This window comes from Dyella solisilvae, from assembly GCF_003351225.1.
Taxonomy (GTDB): domain Bacteria; phylum Pseudomonadota; class Gammaproteobacteria; order Xanthomonadales; family Rhodanobacteraceae; genus Dyella; species Dyella solisilvae.
Map to the genome: position 1 here is coordinate 32,800 of NZ_QQSY01000005.1, position 15,169 is coordinate 47,968.

The following is a 15,169-nucleotide window of genomic DNA, read 5'->3' on the forward strand; positions in this document are numbered from 1 at the left end:
CCATCCGTGGAGAAACGACATGGCTTTCAATCTGCGCAATCGAAGCCTTCTTAGCCTGCTGCACCACACGCCCCGCGAATTGCGTTACCTGCTCGACCTGTCGCGTGACCTCAAGCGCGCGAAATACAGCGGCACCGAACAGCAACATCTGAAGGGCGTGAACATCGCCCTGATCTTCGAAAAGACGTCCACCCGCACCCGTTGCGCCTTTGAGGTGGCTGCCTACGATCAGGGCGCGAACGTGACCTACATCGACCCACATTCATCGCAGATCGGTCACAAGGAGAGCATGAAGGACACGGCGCGCGTGCTGGGACGCATGTACGACGCCATTGAATACCGGGGTTTCGAACAGGGAATCGTCGAGGAGCTGGCGAAGTTTGCCGGCGTACCGGTATTCAACGGACTGACCGATGAATACCACCCGACGCAAATGCTCGCTGACGTTCTCACCATGCGCGAGCATTGCGACAAGCCATTGACCTCGATCAGCTACGCGTATCTCGGCGATGCTCGCAACAACATGGGCAATTCCCTGTTGCTGATCGGCGCCAAGCTTGGCATGGACGTGCGCATCGCGGCGCCTAAATCCCTCTGGCCGCATGACGACCACGTCGCCTTGTGCAGGGAATTTGCCGCCGAGAGTGGCGCGCGCATGCTGTTGACCGAAGATGCCAAGGCCGCCGTCAAGGGCGTCGACTTCGTCCACACCGATGTGTGGGTGTCGATGGGTGAGCCCGTCGAGGCCTGGGGCGAGCGCATCAAGGCGCTGTTGCCCTACCAGGTCAACATGGCGCTCATGAAGGCCACGGAAAACCCGCAGGCGAAGTTCATGCACTGCCTGCCGGCCTTCCACAACAGCGAGACCGAGGTCGGCGCGGAGATCGCCGCCAAGTACCCGAATCTCGCCAACGGCGTCGAAGTGACGGAGGAAGTCTTCGAGTCTCCGCTCAATATCGCTTTCGAGCAGGCGGAGAATCGCATGCACACCATCAAGGCCATCCTGGTGTCGACGCTCGCCGATCTCTGATGCGACCACCCTGCCCGATGGATGGAGGCCGATTATGCGTATCGTCATAGCACTGGGCGGCAATGCGCTGTTGCGTCGCGGCGAACCCATGACTGCTGAAAACCAGCGCGACAATGTGCGCACCGCCGCGCAGCAGATCGCCGAAGTTGCGCCGGGAAACGAACTGGTGATCGCGCACGGCAACGGCCCACAGGTGGGCCTGCTTGCGCTGCAGGGCGCTGCCTATAAGGACGTGGCGCCTTATCCGCTCGACGTTCTGGGCGCCCAGACCGAGGGCATGATCGGCTACATGATCGAGCAGGAGCTCGGCAACCTGCTGCCTTATGAGGTTCCCTTCGCCACCATCCTGACCCAGGTGAAGGTCGACGCGAATGATCCAGCGTTCGGCAACCCCACCAAGCCGATTGGGCCGGTCTACACAAAGGAAGACGCCGAGAGGTTCGCCAAGGAGAAAGGCTGGAGCATCGCTCCCGACGGCGACAAATACCGCCGGGTCGTGGCCAGTCCGCGCCCCCGCCACATCTTTGAGATCCGCCCGATCAAGTGGCTGATCGAACACGGCACGATCGTGATCTGCGCCGGCGGCGGCGGCATTCCCACCATGTATGACAAGGACCGGAAACTGGTTGGCGTGGAAGCAGTGATTGACAAGGACCTCTGCTCCTCGCTGCTTGCACAGGAACTCCATGCGGACCTGCTGATCATCGCCACCGATGTTGATGCCGCCTATGTGGACTGGGGAAAGCCGACGCGCCGATCGATCGCCAGAGCCCATCCGGACGAACTCGAACGGCTGGGTTTTGCCGCGGGCTCGATGGGCCCCAAGGTTCAGGCGGCCATCGAGTTTGCACGTGAGACAGGCAAGGACGCCGTCATCGGCGCGCTGCCGGACATCGTCGCCATCATCGATGGCCGCGCGGGTACGCGCGTGAGCGTCGGTGAGCCCGGCATTCACTACCACACCTAGTGCGGAAAGTCGCATGACCTTCCATCCATCCGCACGAACCGCACGCCGGCCGCGGCGCGACCCACTCCCTGTGAGCGCCATGGCGAAGGATTGGACCAATCAACCCGCAATGCGGCCAACGCCGCGACGAGGACTTTCAGCATGCGCCGAGTTGCACTGGTAACAGGTGGCACCCGCGGACTGGGACGCGGCATCGCCATTGCACTTCATCAAGACGGCTTGCAGGTGGCGGCGATATACCGGGGCAATGAGGCGGCGGCCCGCACCTTGCAGACGGAGACCGGAATACCCGTCTACGCCTGGGACGTTTCTAACTACCAGGCCTGCGTGGAAGGGATCTCGCAGGTTGAGCGCGACATCGGGCCGATCGACGTTCTGGTCAACAACGCGGGCATTACCCGTGACTCCATGTTCCATCGCATGACGGAGCAGCAGTGGCTGGAGGTGATGCGCACCAATCTCGGATCGATGTTCAACATGTGCCGTGGCGTCATCAACGGCATGCGCGAACGGCTCTACGGTCGAATCATCAACATCAGTTCGATCAACGGACGCAAAGGCCAGGTGGGTCAGGCCAATTACGCCGCAAGCAAGGCAGGCGTGATCGGATTCACACGATCCCTTGCCCTGGAGAGCGCCGGCAAGGGCATCACCGTCAACGCGGTCGCCCCAGGCTATTGCGAAACCGACATGGTCGGCGCCGTGCCCGCCGACCTGCTGAAGACCATCGTGGCGGGCATCCCGATGGGCAGGCTCGGCCAACCCCAGGACGTCTCGCGTCTGGTGTCGCTGCTGGTCAGCGAACAGGCTGGATTCATCACCGGCGCCACGTTTGACGTCAACGGCGGCCAGTGGATGCCTTGAGCCGAATCGGGAGCAAAGAAAGTGTGGAGGCACACGCTCATCGAGACGCGCGACGGCGTTCCCCTGCCCTCGCCAGAGCGGGTTACGCAACCCTCAACTTCGGCCGTCCAAACGATGTAGAGACGCGCGCACCGCTCTCATGGAGGGTGAGTCCACGAATTGCGCATGACACGTACGTGACGTAGGGAAAGATTCGGCGCATCATCGCGGGACATCCATTGAACCCAGGGCCGCCCGGGGTCGTGGCATGACAGGGATGCTTGTCCGGCCCGCAACGCGGCGGCCTTGAATCCCGAGGACCGCGACATGTCAGACCTCAACACCATTCCTGCAAACAACCCAGCCATTCCAGCCATGGCGCCGCAAGGCGTTTGGATGGGACGGCTTCGCAATGGCAAGGTGGTTCTCATCCGCCCTGTTCACTCCGATGACGCCACACTCGAGCAGGATTTCGTGTCGCGCCTGACGCCAGAAGTGATGGAGTACTGCTTTCTTGGCATCATCAAGCCCACGTCCGAGCACATCGGCGCCGAGCTGACAGATCTGGACGAAGCTCATGAGTTCGGCATCCTCGCCCTGGTGCGCGAAGACGGTGATGAACAGGTGATCGGCACGGCCAGGTATCGCGTCAACGACGACGGGATGTGTTGCGACTGTGCCGCGGCAGTCGATCCATCGTGGCGCCAGTGCGGGGTGGGCAGCATTCTCATGAACCACCTGATCGGCGTCGCCCGGATGCGTGGCATCCATCGCATGTATGCCGTGGACGCCGTGCGATGCGCAGGCGCTCACGCCCTGGCCAGCTACCTGGGATTCCACAGCCGACCCGACCCTGAGGATCCTGCGTCGGTGACATTTGAGCTGGTTCTGGACCGCTAAGGCGCCGAGCGATCTGCCTTGCCTGCATTTCCCCGCGCGAACCGGGCGCCGTGATGGGCGCTTGCCTGAAGCTAGGCGCTTTCCGGATGCGCCTCCCGTCGCCGGACGGGACCGGTGAGTCGGGTGACCAGCCGGCCCAGCCCATCGATCTCGACCACCACTTCGTCGCCCGCCTTCAGCCACTGCGGGCGCGCGACGCCGGCCTGGACGCCTTCGGGTGTGCCGGTGGCAATGACGTCGCCCGGCTTGAGGGTAGCCAGTCGCGACAGGAAGGCGATGAGGCTGGCCACCCCGAAGATCATGTCGCCGGTCGAGGAACCCTGGCGCTTCTCGCCATTGACGAAGCAATGAATGCCGAGCGTCTGCGGGTCAGGAATCTCGTCATGCGTAGCCAGATACGGGCCGACCGGCAGAAAGCCATCGAGCATCTTGCCCGCCGTCCACTGGCTGGTCGCCAGCTGCAGCGAACGGGCGCTGAGGTCGTTGACGCAGCAGTAGCCGGCCACCACGTCCAATGCGCGCGATTCGGGCACGTCGCGTGCCTCCTTGCCGATGATCACGCCCAGCTCCGCCTCGTAGTCGTACTTGTGATCGACCACCGGCAGCGCGACTTCGGCGCCGTGCGCACTCAGGCTGTTGGCGAACTTGCCGTAGATCGACGGCGCCTTGGGCAGGCTCATCTGGGCGCTTGCGGCATGCCGGCGATAGTTGAGACCGATGCAGATCACCTTTTCCGGGGCCAGCACCACAGGAGCCAGCCGCAGGGATTCCAGCGGCAGCAGTTCGGCCGGAGCCTCGCCAAGCCGGGCAGCCAGCTGCTCGATGCCATCGCGCGACGTCGGCAGAGGGCCCTGCCAATGTCCCGAGCGCGCCAGGTCCTCCACGCCTGCTGGGCGCAGCAGGCCGGCACGAATGCCATCGGACGCATGGAAGTTGAGCAGTTTCATGTTCGTCGAATCCATCCCGGGAAAGCGCGTCGCAAGCCTTGCGACCAAACCAGGTGCACGCTAACCGGAGCCGACGAAATGGGCAATCGGGTTCGTCCCTGCCCCCGCCTCAGGCGCCCGGGGACCCGGCGCCATAAACGCGCCCCTTCCATTGCGAACGCACGCCACGCCAGTAGCCCAGCGCGGAACTCCAGGTCATGCCCAGGTACAGGGCGGCGCTCACGGGCAGGAGCAAGGCCCAGCCCGGGGACATCCGGTAGTAGCGCAACATCGGCAGATAGCTGAGCATCATCGACAGCCATGCCACCCACGCCCACGGCCAGGCATGGGGCCACCCCAGCAACGCCAGCGGCGCGCCATAGGCCAGCAGGAACACTGCCGTGACCAACAAGAGGAGCGTCGTTGAATAACCCAGCTGCGTGAAGGCCGAACGAGCCACCATGCGACGGATCGAGGCGAAGCTCCCATACGAGCGCCGGCTCACCACGCCCCGGCTCAGCCCGATCCAGGTACGCCCCCCTGCCCGCTTCACCTGCCGCGCCAGCGCGCAATCATCGATTAGCGCATCACGCAGGCTGCCGAAGGCGCCCGTGCGTTGCAGCAGCTCCGTATCCATGAGGATGCAACCACCCGCCCCGGCCGCCACCAGTGTCGAGGGCGAGTTGGAGATGGCAAACGGGTAAAGCAGCTTGAAGTAATACACGAATGCCGGCAGCAACAGGCGATCCCAGACGCTGGTGCGGCACAGATCCGCCATCAGCGAGACGAACTGCCTCTGCTGTCGTCGCTTGAACGCAAGCAAGGTGGCAAGCATGCCGGGCCTGAGTTCGATGTCTGCATCAAGCAGCAGCACCAGTGGCGTATCCGCGTGCCGCCTGCCCTGCTCCAGCGCCCAGAGCTTGCCGGCCCAGCCAGGCGGCAACGGCTGCCCCTGGATCACCCTGACGCCAGCGAATGACGAGGCCACCGCAGCAGTATCGTCGGTGGACTGGTCGTCGATCACGATGATGGTGAGGCCCGGCCCTTGCGCCTGAAGGGCCGTGAGCGTTGCAGCCAACCCTGCGGCCTCATCGCGCGCGGGCACGAGCACCGTCACTTCACTGAGGTCCAGCCGGCATTCCGAATCTGCTTCGAGCCGTTCGCGCGTGCTCCATGCTCGCCATGGCGTCAGCAGCAGGCCGACCCACAGGAGAGCCGCCAGCACAGCGCAGGCGAGAGCGAACATGGCTCAGCGACCGGCATCCACCCCCGACGCCGCGTCACGGCGCCGGATCGCACTGACCGGAATACGGATGGCGGTGGCATCCGCAAGATCGCCATAGCGCACCGGCAAGTCGGGCGCCATCGCGCCATCTGTGCGCGGGCCGAAGGTCGCCACGTGCGCCGCCTTCAGGGGGTGGGCAAAGGTGTCGTCCACCGCCGTGCCCTCGAAGCCGCAGTGCGCCATGCAGTTGTCGCACTTGGGGTTGACGCCCACGCCGTACTTGTCCCACGCGGTGTCTTCCATCAGCTCCTTGTAGGAGCTGGCGTAGCCCTCGTCGACCAGCAGATAGCACGGCCTCTGCCAGCCGAATATGTTGTAGGTAGGGTTGGACCAGGGCGTGCATTGATAGCTCTGGTTGCCGGCGATGAAGTCCAGGAACATCGACGACTGGTTGAACACCCATTTGCTCCGACGCGTCTTGCCGAGCCGGAACACATCGCGGAACAACTGCTTGCTTTCCGAGCGCGCCAGGAACACATCCTGCCGTGGCGCATGCTGGTAGCTATAACCGGGCGACACGGTAATGCCCTCGATGCCCAGAGCCATGGCGAAATCGAAGAACTCGGCAATTTCCTCGGGCTTCTCGTTGTTGAACAGGGTGCAGTTGATCGTGACGCGGAAGCCGCGCGACAAGGCAAGTTCGATGGCCGCCACCGCCTTGTCGAATACACCGTCAAGGCAAACGGAGGCGTCGTGCCGTTCCTTCAGGCCGTCCAGGTGGATCGACCAGGTGAAATACGGCGAAGGCGTGTATTCGTCGATGTGCTTGGGCAGCAGGATGGCATTGGTGCACAGGTAGACGAACTTCTCGCGCGCAATGATGCCCTGCACGATCTGCGGAAGTTCCTTGTGGATCAGCGGCTCGCCGCCGGGAATCGAGACTACCGGGGCATCGCATTCGTCCACCGCGCGCAAGGCGTCTTCCACGCTCATGCGCTTCTGCAGTATCTCCTTGGGATGGTCGATCTTTCCGCAGCCGGCGCAGGCGAGATTACATTGGAACAACGGCTCCAACATCATCGCCAGCGGATAGCGCTTCTGCCCGCTTAGCTTCTTGCCAAGGATGTAGCGGGCGATCTTGATCTGCTGAATAAGAGGAATGCCCAACGGAATCTCCTCGTCACCTATCGATGGACCATGGCTCCAGGCGCCGTCGAGGGTAACTGCGCCATCAAGTGCTCAAGCCCTGACACGCCACCCTGCCACGCTCGTAAACACAAGCTCAGGACGGCAGTGACGCATGGGACTGGAACAGGTAAGCATGCTCCGCGCGCAGGCGTCCCCACTCGATCTTGAACCAGGGCGTGAAGTGCTCAGGATGCGTGGCGATTTCCTCATCGAGCGCATCCGGCGACACGTAACGCAAGGCGGCGATCTCGTTGACATTGACCACCGGCGCCTCGTCGCAACGCCCGGCGTATACCCAGCACAGTTCGTGTTCAGCGCCCTCGTCATCGAACTGCGCCTGATACTGAAACTTGAACTGGAAGTGCAGCTCACACGCCTGGCCCAGCTCCTCGCGAAGGCGGCGATGAACCGCCTTCTCCATGCTTTCCCCGCGCCTTGGATGGCTGCAGCAGGTGTTGGACCAGTAACCCGGCCACAACCGTTTGCCCTGAGCGCGCTGCTGCAACAGCAGCTCGCCGGCAGAATTGAATACAAACAGGGAGAAAGCGCGATGCAGGATGCCCTGCCCGAGATGCGCGGAGGTCTTGTCCAGGAAACCCATTTCCCGGTCGTGTTCATCCACCAGCACCAAGGGTTCGTCGTGGAAGGAAACCACACTTCCCGACCAGGCGCCTTCCAGATAGTCCAGCTCGCGGTTGGTCAAGGGTAAACCTCTCTCGTCCGGCAGACAGCGTGCGGCCCGTTCGTCACGCTTTCCTCACATATGAGGCCGCCGGAGCGAGTTCGCGACACGGATGCCGGAGGCTAGCAAGGATGATCGCCGCCGAGTAGTGCCTTGATCGGAAACCATCACCAACGAATCACGCCAGTTCACCGTGGTGGCTGCGCTGGCCGAGGCGGGAAACGGCTCGTGCGTGCGCGTCCAGGTGGTGTTGCCACCCAGCAGACTCACGCCGATATAACCGCGCAGAATCAGGCGATCATGTTCCGGCAGGCGCACAAGGCAGTGGTAAGTCTTGCCGCTGTCGGGGTTGTAGACCCGCCCATCGACCCAGGCCTTGCGCTCCACGTCGTAACGTAGCCCCCACAGCATGCGCAGCCCCGTGAGTGGCTGGGAGCGCTGGGCCGGGTCTGGATTATTCATGTCCGTGACGATCTTGCCGCTGCGCTCGGACCCATCTTCCGGACCATACCGATCGTGCAACTGCCACACGATGCGACCTTCGAACTGGTCGCCATGGCGCTCGATGCGGATGATCGCGTCACGGGTCTGCACCAGCCAGTCGCCTTCGATGTCCGTCGCCGGCGGGGATGTCTGGTCGACGGCTACCTGCATGGCCGTCGCAACACCCCATGCGAGGCCGGCCATGACCAGCAGCAATCTTGCGACGCCTGTCACGATCCTGCTCGCATGAACGGGATGGTTGCGGCACAAGATATTCACTGGGCGCATCGGTTACCGTTGGAGTCTGAAGGAGGGTCGCGTCCGAGCCATGCACACGCCGCACTATGCCGCCCTGACACATGTCCTGCCGTGGCTCGGCATACCACTCGGCCTGTGCGCCATCGCATACGCCTACCTCAGCCTTTGGGCTTGCGTGGTTCACGCGCGCACGATCAAGCATCCACAGGTGGACGTGAATGATTGGGCAAGCCAGCCGGTCAGCGTGCTCAAGCCATTGCATGGGATGGAGCCTGACCTGTATGAGAACCTGCGCAGCTTCTGCGAGCAGGCCTACGCCATCTACGAACTGCTGTGCGGTGTGCGTGAGTCCGACGACCCGGCTGTGGCCGTGGTGAAACGCCTCCAGCAGGAGTTTCCGCAACGGACGATTACCCTGGTGGTCGACTCGCAGGTGCATGGTGCCAATCCCAAAGTCAGCAACCTGATCAACCTCCTGGCCCACGCCAACCACGACTGGCTGGTGCTGGCCGACAGCGATATCCGCGTGCCATCAGACTATCTCGGCCGCGTCTGCGTGCCGCTGCAGGACGAGGGCATAGGTATCGTCACCTGCCTCTATCACGGCCTGGCCACGGAGCAACCGATTGCCCGCATGGGGCGCCTGTTCATCGATGACTGGTTCGCCCCGTCGGTCCGACTTGCCCATGCATTCGGATCGACCCACTTCGCGTTCGGCTCGACCATTGCGATGCGCCGCGAAACCTTGCGCCGCATGGGGGGATTCGAGGCCTTGCGGGACACGCTCGCGGACGACTTCTGGCTTGGCGAGCTCAGCCGCCGCCTGGGACTGCGCACCGTGCTGTCGGATGTGGAGGTCGGCACCACCATCAGCGAAAGAGACCTCGGCAGTCTGTGGCGTCGGGAATTACGTTGGCTCCGCACCATCCGCGCGATCTCGCCGATGGGTTTCTTCTTCAGCTTCATCTGCTTCACGTGGCCACTTCTGTTGCTGGTGTGCGTTCTGGAGCCGACCGAGATCGGTCTGCTTGCCGTCCTGTGCGGCGGCGTCGCCCGCGTGTTGCGTTATGTCGTGTCGTGGCGAGACACGGCCCGCTCTTCACCTTGGCGTGACATTTGGCTTACCCCTTTTCGTGACGTCCTGTTGCTGGTGGAATGGGCCGGCGCCCTGGTCCATTGGCGCGTGCACTGGCGTGACCATGTCCTCCATGCACGTGACCACACGCCGTCGCGCTATTCTTGAAGACGAAGCTGTGAAGTGTGGTGAACAACTCATTGCAAGCGCAGGCATCACTGCGGCAGGAGCTTGGCTATCCCATGAAGACGCTTTTTCTGCAGGCGCCGTCGTTTGACGGATTCGACGGCGGCGCCGGTTCCCGTTACCAGGCCAAGCGCGAGATCAAGAGCTTCTGGTATCCCACATGGCTGGCGCAGCCAGCTGCCCTGGTGCCCGGATCGCGACTGCTCGATGCACCGGTGGAAGAGCTCTCCGTGGACGACACGTTGAGCATCGCCGCCGTGTATGACCTGGTGATCATCCACACCAGCACGCCATCGTTCCCCACCGATGCGAAGTTTGCCGAGATGCTCAAGGAGCGCCGTCCCGGCATTCTCATTGGCATGGTGGGCGCGAAGGTGGCGGTGGAGCCGCACGAATCGTTGCAGGCATCCCCGGCCATCGACTTCGTGGCGCGCGAGGAATTCGACTATACGTGCAAGGAAGTGGCCGAAGGCCGCCCGTTCGAGCACATCGCAGGCCTCAGCTTCCACCGACCCGACGGCAGCGTGCAGCACAATCCGCCGCGCGCCACCATCGAGCACATGGACGACCTGCCGTTCGTGGCGCCGATCTACAAGCGTGACCTGAAGATCGAACGCTATTTCATCGGCTACCTCAAGCACCCGTACGTTTCGATCTACACCGGTCGCGGCTGCCGTTCCAAATGCACCTTCTGCCTGTGGCCGCAGACCGTGGGCGGGCACCGCTATCGCGTGCGTTCGGCCGCCAACGTGCTGGCCGAGGCGAAGTGGATCAAGGAGCACATGCCCGAGGTCCGCGAACTGATGTTTGACGACGACACCTTCACCGACAGCTCCAACATGGAGCGCGTGCATGAGATCGCGCGGGGCCTGCACGCCATGGGCTGGACCTGGAGCTGCAACGCCAAGGCCAACGTGCCTTACGAATCGCTCAAGATCATGAAGGACAACGGACTTCGCCTCCTGCTGGTGGGCTACGAATCGGGCGACGACCAGATCCTGCACAACATCCGCAAGGGCCTTCGCACCGATATCGCCCGCACGTTTACCGAGAACTGCCGGAAGCTGGGCATCGTCGTGCACGGCACCTTTATCCTCGGCCTGCCAGGCGAGACCAAGGAGACCATCGCACGCACCATCGAGTACGCCAAGGAAATCAATCCTCACACGATCCAGGTTTCGCTGGCGGCGCCCTATCCCGGCACCTCGCTGTACAAGCAAGCCATCGAGAACGGTTGGCTCGAACCCAACACCGCGACGAACCTCGTGAACGACAAGGGCGTCCAACTTGCGATGCTCAGCTATCCGCACTTGTCGAAAGAGGAAATCTTCCACGGCGTCGAGACCTTCTACCGCCGTTTCTATTTCCGGCCTTCGAAGATCTGGGAGATCGTGCGCGAGATGCTGGGAAGCTGGGAAATGACCAGGCGACGCCTGCGCGAGGGCGTGGAATTCTTCCGCTTCCTTCGCGCCCACGAGGCGTGACAGGCCAGCGTGGCCGCGCCATGAGTCCGCCCTCGCCCCCGATCCGACCAAGACTGATCGTGACCGCCGATGATTTCGGGCTGCACGAGGCAGTCAACCAGGCGGTGGAATCCGGCTATCGCGACGGCGTGTTGCGCGCCGCGAGCCTGATGGTCACCGCCCCCGCAGCCGCTGATGCAGTGGAGCGTGCCCGACGCCTGCCCGGACTGGCCGTGGGGCTGCATCTGGTGCTGGCTGATGGACGGGCGGCGCTGCCATCGGCGCAGATCCCCGACCTGGTGGACCCGCACGGGCGATTCGGAAACCGCATGGTCGGCGACGGCATGCGGTTTTTCTTTCTCCCTCGCGTGCGACGACAGCTTGCCGCGGAGATTCGCGCACAGTTCGAGGCGTTCGCCGCTACCGGACTGGCGCTCGACCACGTCAATGCACACAAGCATTTCCATCTGCACCCGACGGTGCTGGGGCTGTTGTTGTCGATCGGCCGCGACTACGGGCTGCGCGCGGTGAGGCTGCCTGCCGAACCGGGCATGGGGCCATGGCTGCGCCCGTGGCTGGCGCTGATGCGGCGCCGCCTGCGCCGTTCCGGCGTGCGCTACAACGACCACGTGTTTGGCCTCCGCCACACCGGCGGCATGGACGAGAGCGTCCTGCTCACGCTGCTGCAGCAGATGCCCGCCGGGCTGAGCGAGATGTACCTGCATCCGGCGACGCACGGACAGCTGTCGCCCAGCATGGCTGACTATCGGCACGCGGACGAACTGGCCGCCCTGCTCTCGCCGCGCGTTCACCAGGCGATCGCAGAGCGGTGCCACCTCTGCCGTGGCTTCAGCGATCCGGCGGCCGCATGAAATACCTCGTCTACGTCGCTGGACTGCTGGGCCTGACCCTCGCCATCGTGCTGGTTGTGCATCAGGACTGGACGGCCATCCGGGCCGCGTTCAACCACGCGGGCTGGGCCCTGCTCTGGCTGGTACCGTTCCACGCGTTCCCGTTATGGCTGGACGTACTCGGCTGGCGCAACCTGCTGGCGCCACGAGACCCGCAGCGACGCGCGACCGTGACGTTCCTGTTATGGGTGGCCACCATCCGCGAAGCCTGCAACCGCCTGCTGCCGGTGGCCAACGTCGGAGGCGAGATCGCCGGCATCCGCATCGTCAAATGGCGAGGCCTCGACGGCGCCGTGGTGGCGGCCAGCGTGGTGATGGAGGTCCTGCTCACGCTGGTCAGCCAGTACATCTTCGCGGCCCTCGGCATTCTGTTGCTGGTGGGACTGACCGAACACATCGGCACGATGAACTCGGTGATCGGCGCACTGGTGGCTGGCCTGCCGCTGCCCATCGTGCTGATCCTTCTGCTGCGACACGGCAAGCCTTTCTCCCGCCTGGATGCGGTCGCCGAGAAATTGCTCGGCGGCCCTTCCCGGCTCACGGCATTGCTGGACGGTGCGCGACTGGACGAGGAGATCCGCGTCCTCTACGCGCGGCCGCTGCGGTTGGCCGTGACCTGCATGTGGCAGTTGCTCGGCTTCATCGCCGGGAGCTTCGAAAGCTGGCTGGCCCTGCAACTGCTGGGCTATCCCATCACCGTATGGGATGCGCTCGCGATCGAGGCGGCCACCCACACGCTGCGCTACATGATCTTCTTCGTGCCTGCGGGTCTCGGCGTGCAGGAGGGCGGCCTGGTGCTGTTTGGCCACCTGATCGGCCTGCCGCCGGACGCCGCCATTGCACTGTCCCTGGTGAAGCGCGCGCGCGAGGTCGGGTTTGGAGTTCCCGCCTTGCTGTCATGGCAATGGGCCGAGGCGCAGCGCCTGCGCCATCGCATCCAGGCCGATCGCGCCAGCCTGTCGCCCGAGGCCACCGAAAACAGGCTGGGCTGAACCAGGGAGGTAACCCATGTCGCACGATGTGCTTGCCGCTGCCGACCACGCCATGCGCCACTGGCTGGGCGCCGAGCCGGGCCGCATCCGCCTCGGTTCGGACGCGCACAAACGGCTGTTCTGCCGCATGCTGCTGGACACGCACAATCCCTATAAACCGGCGGTGATTGAATGGCCGGCGCTCAGCGAAGACGCCCTGCATCGCATCACTTCGCTGCCTATCTGGGACATCGCGGTACAGACCGAGGGCAAGGCCAAGCTGCGTGTGGCGACCTACACGGCGATGGTCAACGACCCGCTCCTGCATGAAGCGCTCACCATGGACGGCGACGAGGAAGCCCGCCACAAGGTGGTGCTGAGCAAGATGGTGGAGGCCTACGGCATAGCGCTGGCGCCAGAACCAACATATGAAATACCGTCCGACCCCGAATGGGGTTGGCTGGTGACCGGCTACAGCGAGTGCATCGACAGCTTCTTCGCCTTCGGCCTGTTCGAGTCGGCCAAGCGCACCGGCTACTTTCCCGCCGATTTGGTGGACACTTTCGAGCCGGTGATGCAGGAGGAAGCACGCCACATCCTGTTCTTCGCCAACTGGGTGGCCTGGCATCGCAGGCAGTTGTCGCTGTGGCGACGGATCACGTTCGAATGCAAAGTGATGCGTGCGTGGCTGTTCCTGATCTGGGAGCGAATCGGCATCGCCAAGGGCCTGGACAACAACGGTGAGATGCAGGACGCCAACTTCACCCTGACCGGCCACGAGCAGATCGGCATCGAACTGAAACCCGGCGAACTGCTCGACCTCTGCCTTGCGCAGGACAGTTACCGCATGGATGGCTATGACCCTCGCCTGTTGCGCCCGACTTTCGTGCCACGGATGGCGCGCCTGATCCGGCGCTTCCTGCGCTGAGGCTCAGGCGTGATGCAGACTGAACCACGCCACCGCATCTTCCACGGCGAGCCGCGCCGGGCCAGCCGCATAACCGAGCGCGCTCTCCGCCTTGGCGCTGGTGAAGAACATGCGCTTGCGCGACATGCGTATCTCCTCCAGCGTCGCGATGGGCTGGCGTCCGCTGATGCGCGCCCATGCCTCGGCCAGATAGGCCACCGGCATCAACGCAGCATGCGGCAATTTCCATCGTGGCGGCCTGCGACCCACGATGTCGGCGATCTCGAACAACAGGTCACGCAGGCTCAGGTTGGCTCCACCGAGGATATAGCGCTCACCTACGGCGCCATGGCGCAGCGCAAGCCAGTGACCGTCGGCCACGTCATCCACGTGCACGATGTTGAGCCCCGTATCGACATACGCCGGCATGTGCCCGGCAACGGCGTCGCGCACGATCCGTCCGGTTGGCGTCGGCTTGATGTCGCGTGGCCCAAGCGGCGTGGACGGATTGACGATGACCACGGGAACACCCTGGGCGGCGTACTCGCACACCAGCCGCTCGGCAAGGAATTTCGAACGCTTGTAGTGGCCGATCATGTCATCCAGCGTGACCGGCGTATTCTCGTCGCCCGGCTGGCCGTCGGCGGGAATACCGAGCGTCGCCACGCTGCTCGTATAGACCATCCTGGGCACGCCACTGCGACGGACAGCTTCGAGCAAGGCCCGCGTACCTTCGACATTGGTGCTGTAAAGCTGCTGGGGCTGAGGCGTCCACAGGCGGTAGTCGGCGGCCACGTGGAACACGGCATCGCAGTTGTCGCAAATCCTGACCAGCGACGAGGCGTTGATGAGGTCGCCCTCCACCACCTCCACGTCGATCCCTTGCAGGTTGCGGCGATCCGAGCCGGGGCGCACCAGTACACGCACGCGGTGGTCCTCGCGCAGCAGGCGGCGCACAACAGCCGATCCGACGAAACCGGTCGCGCCCGTGACCAGCGATCTCATGATGGGATCGCCGCAGTGGCAGGCCCGACCGACATCAGCAGGAACCCAGAACGCATAGGGCAGGCAATCCCTGAACCCGAGGATGAGTGTCAGTTCATTATGAACGAAGCCGATCCGTCGTGCCGCGCCGCCATGGACCATCCGCGATC

15 protein-coding genes are annotated in these 15,169 nt (G+C 63.7%); 9 read left to right on the top strand and 6 right to left on the bottom strand.

All coding sequences use genetic code 11. The features are described 5' to 3' along the window. Window positions 1–19: 19 nt before the first annotated feature. The 4 genes from DVT68_RS16310 (at window position 20) to DVT68_RS16325 (ending at window position 3,740) form a co-directional block, all read left to right on the top strand. Window positions 20–1,030, top strand: coding sequence for an ornithine carbamoyltransferase (locus DVT68_RS16310; RefSeq protein WP_114826173.1), 1,011 nt, complete (start codon window positions 20–22; stop codon window positions 1,028–1,030). A gap of 34 nt (window positions 1,031–1,064) precedes the next feature. Next, on the top strand, window positions 1,065–1,997 hold the full coding sequence (arcC, locus tag DVT68_RS16315; protein WP_114826174.1) for a carbamate kinase: 933 nt from the start codon (window positions 1,065–1,067) through the stop codon (window positions 1,995–1,997). 141 nt (window positions 1,998–2,138) lie between these two features. Next, window positions 2,139–2,861 (top strand): acetoacetyl-CoA reductase, encoded by a 723-nt coding sequence (gene phbB, locus DVT68_RS16320; protein WP_114826175.1) that lies wholly within the window; start codon window positions 2,139–2,141, stop codon window positions 2,859–2,861. Between the two features lie 306 nt (window positions 2,862–3,167). Continuing rightward, window positions 3,168–3,740 (top strand): GNAT family N-acetyltransferase, encoded by a 573-nt coding sequence (locus tag DVT68_RS16325; protein WP_114826176.1) that lies wholly within the window; start codon window positions 3,168–3,170, stop codon window positions 3,738–3,740. A 71-nt stretch (window positions 3,741–3,811) separates the two neighbouring features. Here the strand turns inward: DVT68_RS16325 and DVT68_RS16330 are convergent, their stop codons facing one another. The 5 genes from DVT68_RS16330 to DVT68_RS16350 form a co-directional block, all read right to left on the bottom strand. Beyond that, window positions 3,812–4,687, bottom strand: a complete 876-nt coding sequence (locus DVT68_RS16330; RefSeq protein WP_114826177.1) for a fumarylacetoacetate hydrolase family protein — start codon at window positions 4,685–4,687, stop codon at window positions 3,812–3,814. 109 nt (window positions 4,688–4,796) lie between these two features. Further along, window positions 4,797–5,912, bottom strand: a complete 1,116-nt coding sequence (locus tag DVT68_RS16335; protein WP_114826178.1) for a glycosyltransferase — start codon at window positions 5,910–5,912, stop codon at window positions 4,797–4,799. Between the two features lie 3 nt (window positions 5,913–5,915). Continuing rightward, window positions 5,916–7,058 (bottom strand): adenosyl-hopene transferase HpnH, encoded by a 1,143-nt coding sequence (gene hpnH, locus DVT68_RS16340; RefSeq protein ID WP_114826179.1) that lies wholly within the window; start codon window positions 7,056–7,058, stop codon window positions 5,916–5,918. Between the two features lie 115 nt (window positions 7,059–7,173). Beyond that, window positions 7,174–7,782, bottom strand: a complete 609-nt coding sequence (idi, locus tag DVT68_RS16345; RefSeq protein ID WP_233523519.1) for an isopentenyl-diphosphate Delta-isomerase — start codon at window positions 7,780–7,782, stop codon at window positions 7,174–7,176. Window positions 7,783–7,836: 54 nt separating this feature from the next. Continuing rightward, a complete protein-coding gene (locus DVT68_RS16350; RefSeq protein ID WP_158543526.1) occupies window positions 7,837–8,478 on the bottom strand; it encodes a DUF2147 domain-containing protein in 642 nt (213 codons plus the stop codon). Window positions 8,479–8,572: 94 nt separating this feature from the next. Here DVT68_RS16350 and hpnI point away from each other — a divergent pair, with 94 nt between their 5' ends. The 5 genes from hpnI (at window position 8,573) to DVT68_RS16375 (ending at window position 14,036) form a co-directional block, all read left to right on the top strand. Then, the gene (gene hpnI / locus DVT68_RS16355; RefSeq protein WP_114826181.1) at window positions 8,573–9,745 is read left to right on the top strand and encodes a bacteriohopanetetrol glucosamine biosynthesis glycosyltransferase HpnI; all 1,173 of its coding nucleotides are present in this window, start codon (window positions 8,573–8,575) and stop codon (window positions 9,743–9,745) included. A gap of 74 nt (window positions 9,746–9,819) precedes the next feature. Continuing rightward, complete coding sequence (hpnJ, locus tag DVT68_RS16360; RefSeq protein WP_114826182.1) at window positions 9,820–11,247, top strand: hopanoid biosynthesis associated radical SAM protein HpnJ; 1,428 nt, start codon at window positions 9,820–9,822, stop codon at window positions 11,245–11,247. A gap of 59 nt (window positions 11,248–11,306) precedes the next feature. Continuing rightward, entirely contained in the window at window positions 11,307–12,098 is a 792-nt protein-coding gene (hpnK, locus tag DVT68_RS16365) for a hopanoid biosynthesis-associated protein HpnK (protein ID WP_233523520.1), read from the top strand. Next, window positions 12,095–13,129: a lysylphosphatidylglycerol synthase domain-containing protein gene (locus DVT68_RS16370; protein WP_114826183.1), complete on the top strand. Its 1,035-nt coding sequence runs from the start codon at window positions 12,095–12,097 to the stop codon at window positions 13,127–13,129. The genes hpnK and DVT68_RS16370 overlap by 4 nt, the downstream gene beginning before the upstream one ends. Window positions 13,130–13,145: 16 nt before the next feature. Beyond that, the gene (locus tag DVT68_RS16375) at window positions 13,146–14,036 is read left to right on the top strand and encodes a ferritin-like domain-containing protein (protein ID WP_114826184.1); all 891 of its coding nucleotides are present in this window, start codon (window positions 13,146–13,148) and stop codon (window positions 14,034–14,036) included. Window positions 14,037–14,039: 3 nt separating this feature from the next. Here the strand turns inward: DVT68_RS16375 and hpnA are convergent, their stop codons facing one another. Then, the gene (hpnA, locus tag DVT68_RS16380) at window positions 14,040–15,020 is read right to left on the bottom strand and encodes a hopanoid-associated sugar epimerase (protein WP_114826185.1); all 981 of its coding nucleotides are present in this window, start codon (window positions 15,018–15,020) and stop codon (window positions 14,040–14,042) included. Between the last annotated feature and the right edge of the window lie 149 nt (window positions 15,021–15,169).

Coding starts and splice junctions, on each gene's coding strand:
- DVT68_RS16310 (WP_114826173.1), top strand. CDS start 20: ATGGCTTTCAATCTGCGCAATCGAAGCCTTCTTAGCCTGCTGCACCAC.
- DVT68_RS16375 (WP_114826184.1), top strand. CDS start 13,146: ATGTCGCACGATGTGCTTGCCGCTGCCGACCACGCCATGCGCCACTGG.
- hpnA (WP_114826185.1), bottom strand. CDS start 15,020: ATGAGATCGCTGGTCACGGGCGCGACCGGTTTCGTCGGATCGGCTGTT.
- DVT68_RS16370 (WP_114826183.1), top strand. CDS start 12,095: ATGAAATACCTCGTCTACGTCGCTGGACTGCTGGGCCTGACCCTCGCC.
- hpnJ (WP_114826182.1), top strand. CDS start 9,820: ATGAAGACGCTTTTTCTGCAGGCGCCGTCGTTTGACGGATTCGACGGC.
- arcC (WP_114826174.1), top strand. CDS start 1,065: ATGCGTATCGTCATAGCACTGGGCGGCAATGCGCTGTTGCGTCGCGGC.
- DVT68_RS16330 (WP_114826177.1), bottom strand. CDS start 4,687: ATGAAACTGCTCAACTTCCATGCGTCCGATGGCATTCGTGCCGGCCTG.
- DVT68_RS16325 (WP_114826176.1), top strand. CDS start 3,168: ATGTCAGACCTCAACACCATTCCTGCAAACAACCCAGCCATTCCAGCC.
- hpnI (WP_114826181.1), top strand. CDS start 8,573: ATGCACACGCCGCACTATGCCGCCCTGACACATGTCCTGCCGTGGCTC.
- DVT68_RS16335 (WP_114826178.1), bottom strand. CDS start 5,912: ATGTTCGCTCTCGCCTGCGCTGTGCTGGCGGCTCTCCTGTGGGTCGGC.
- phbB (WP_114826175.1), top strand. CDS start 2,139: ATGCGCCGAGTTGCACTGGTAACAGGTGGCACCCGCGGACTGGGACGC.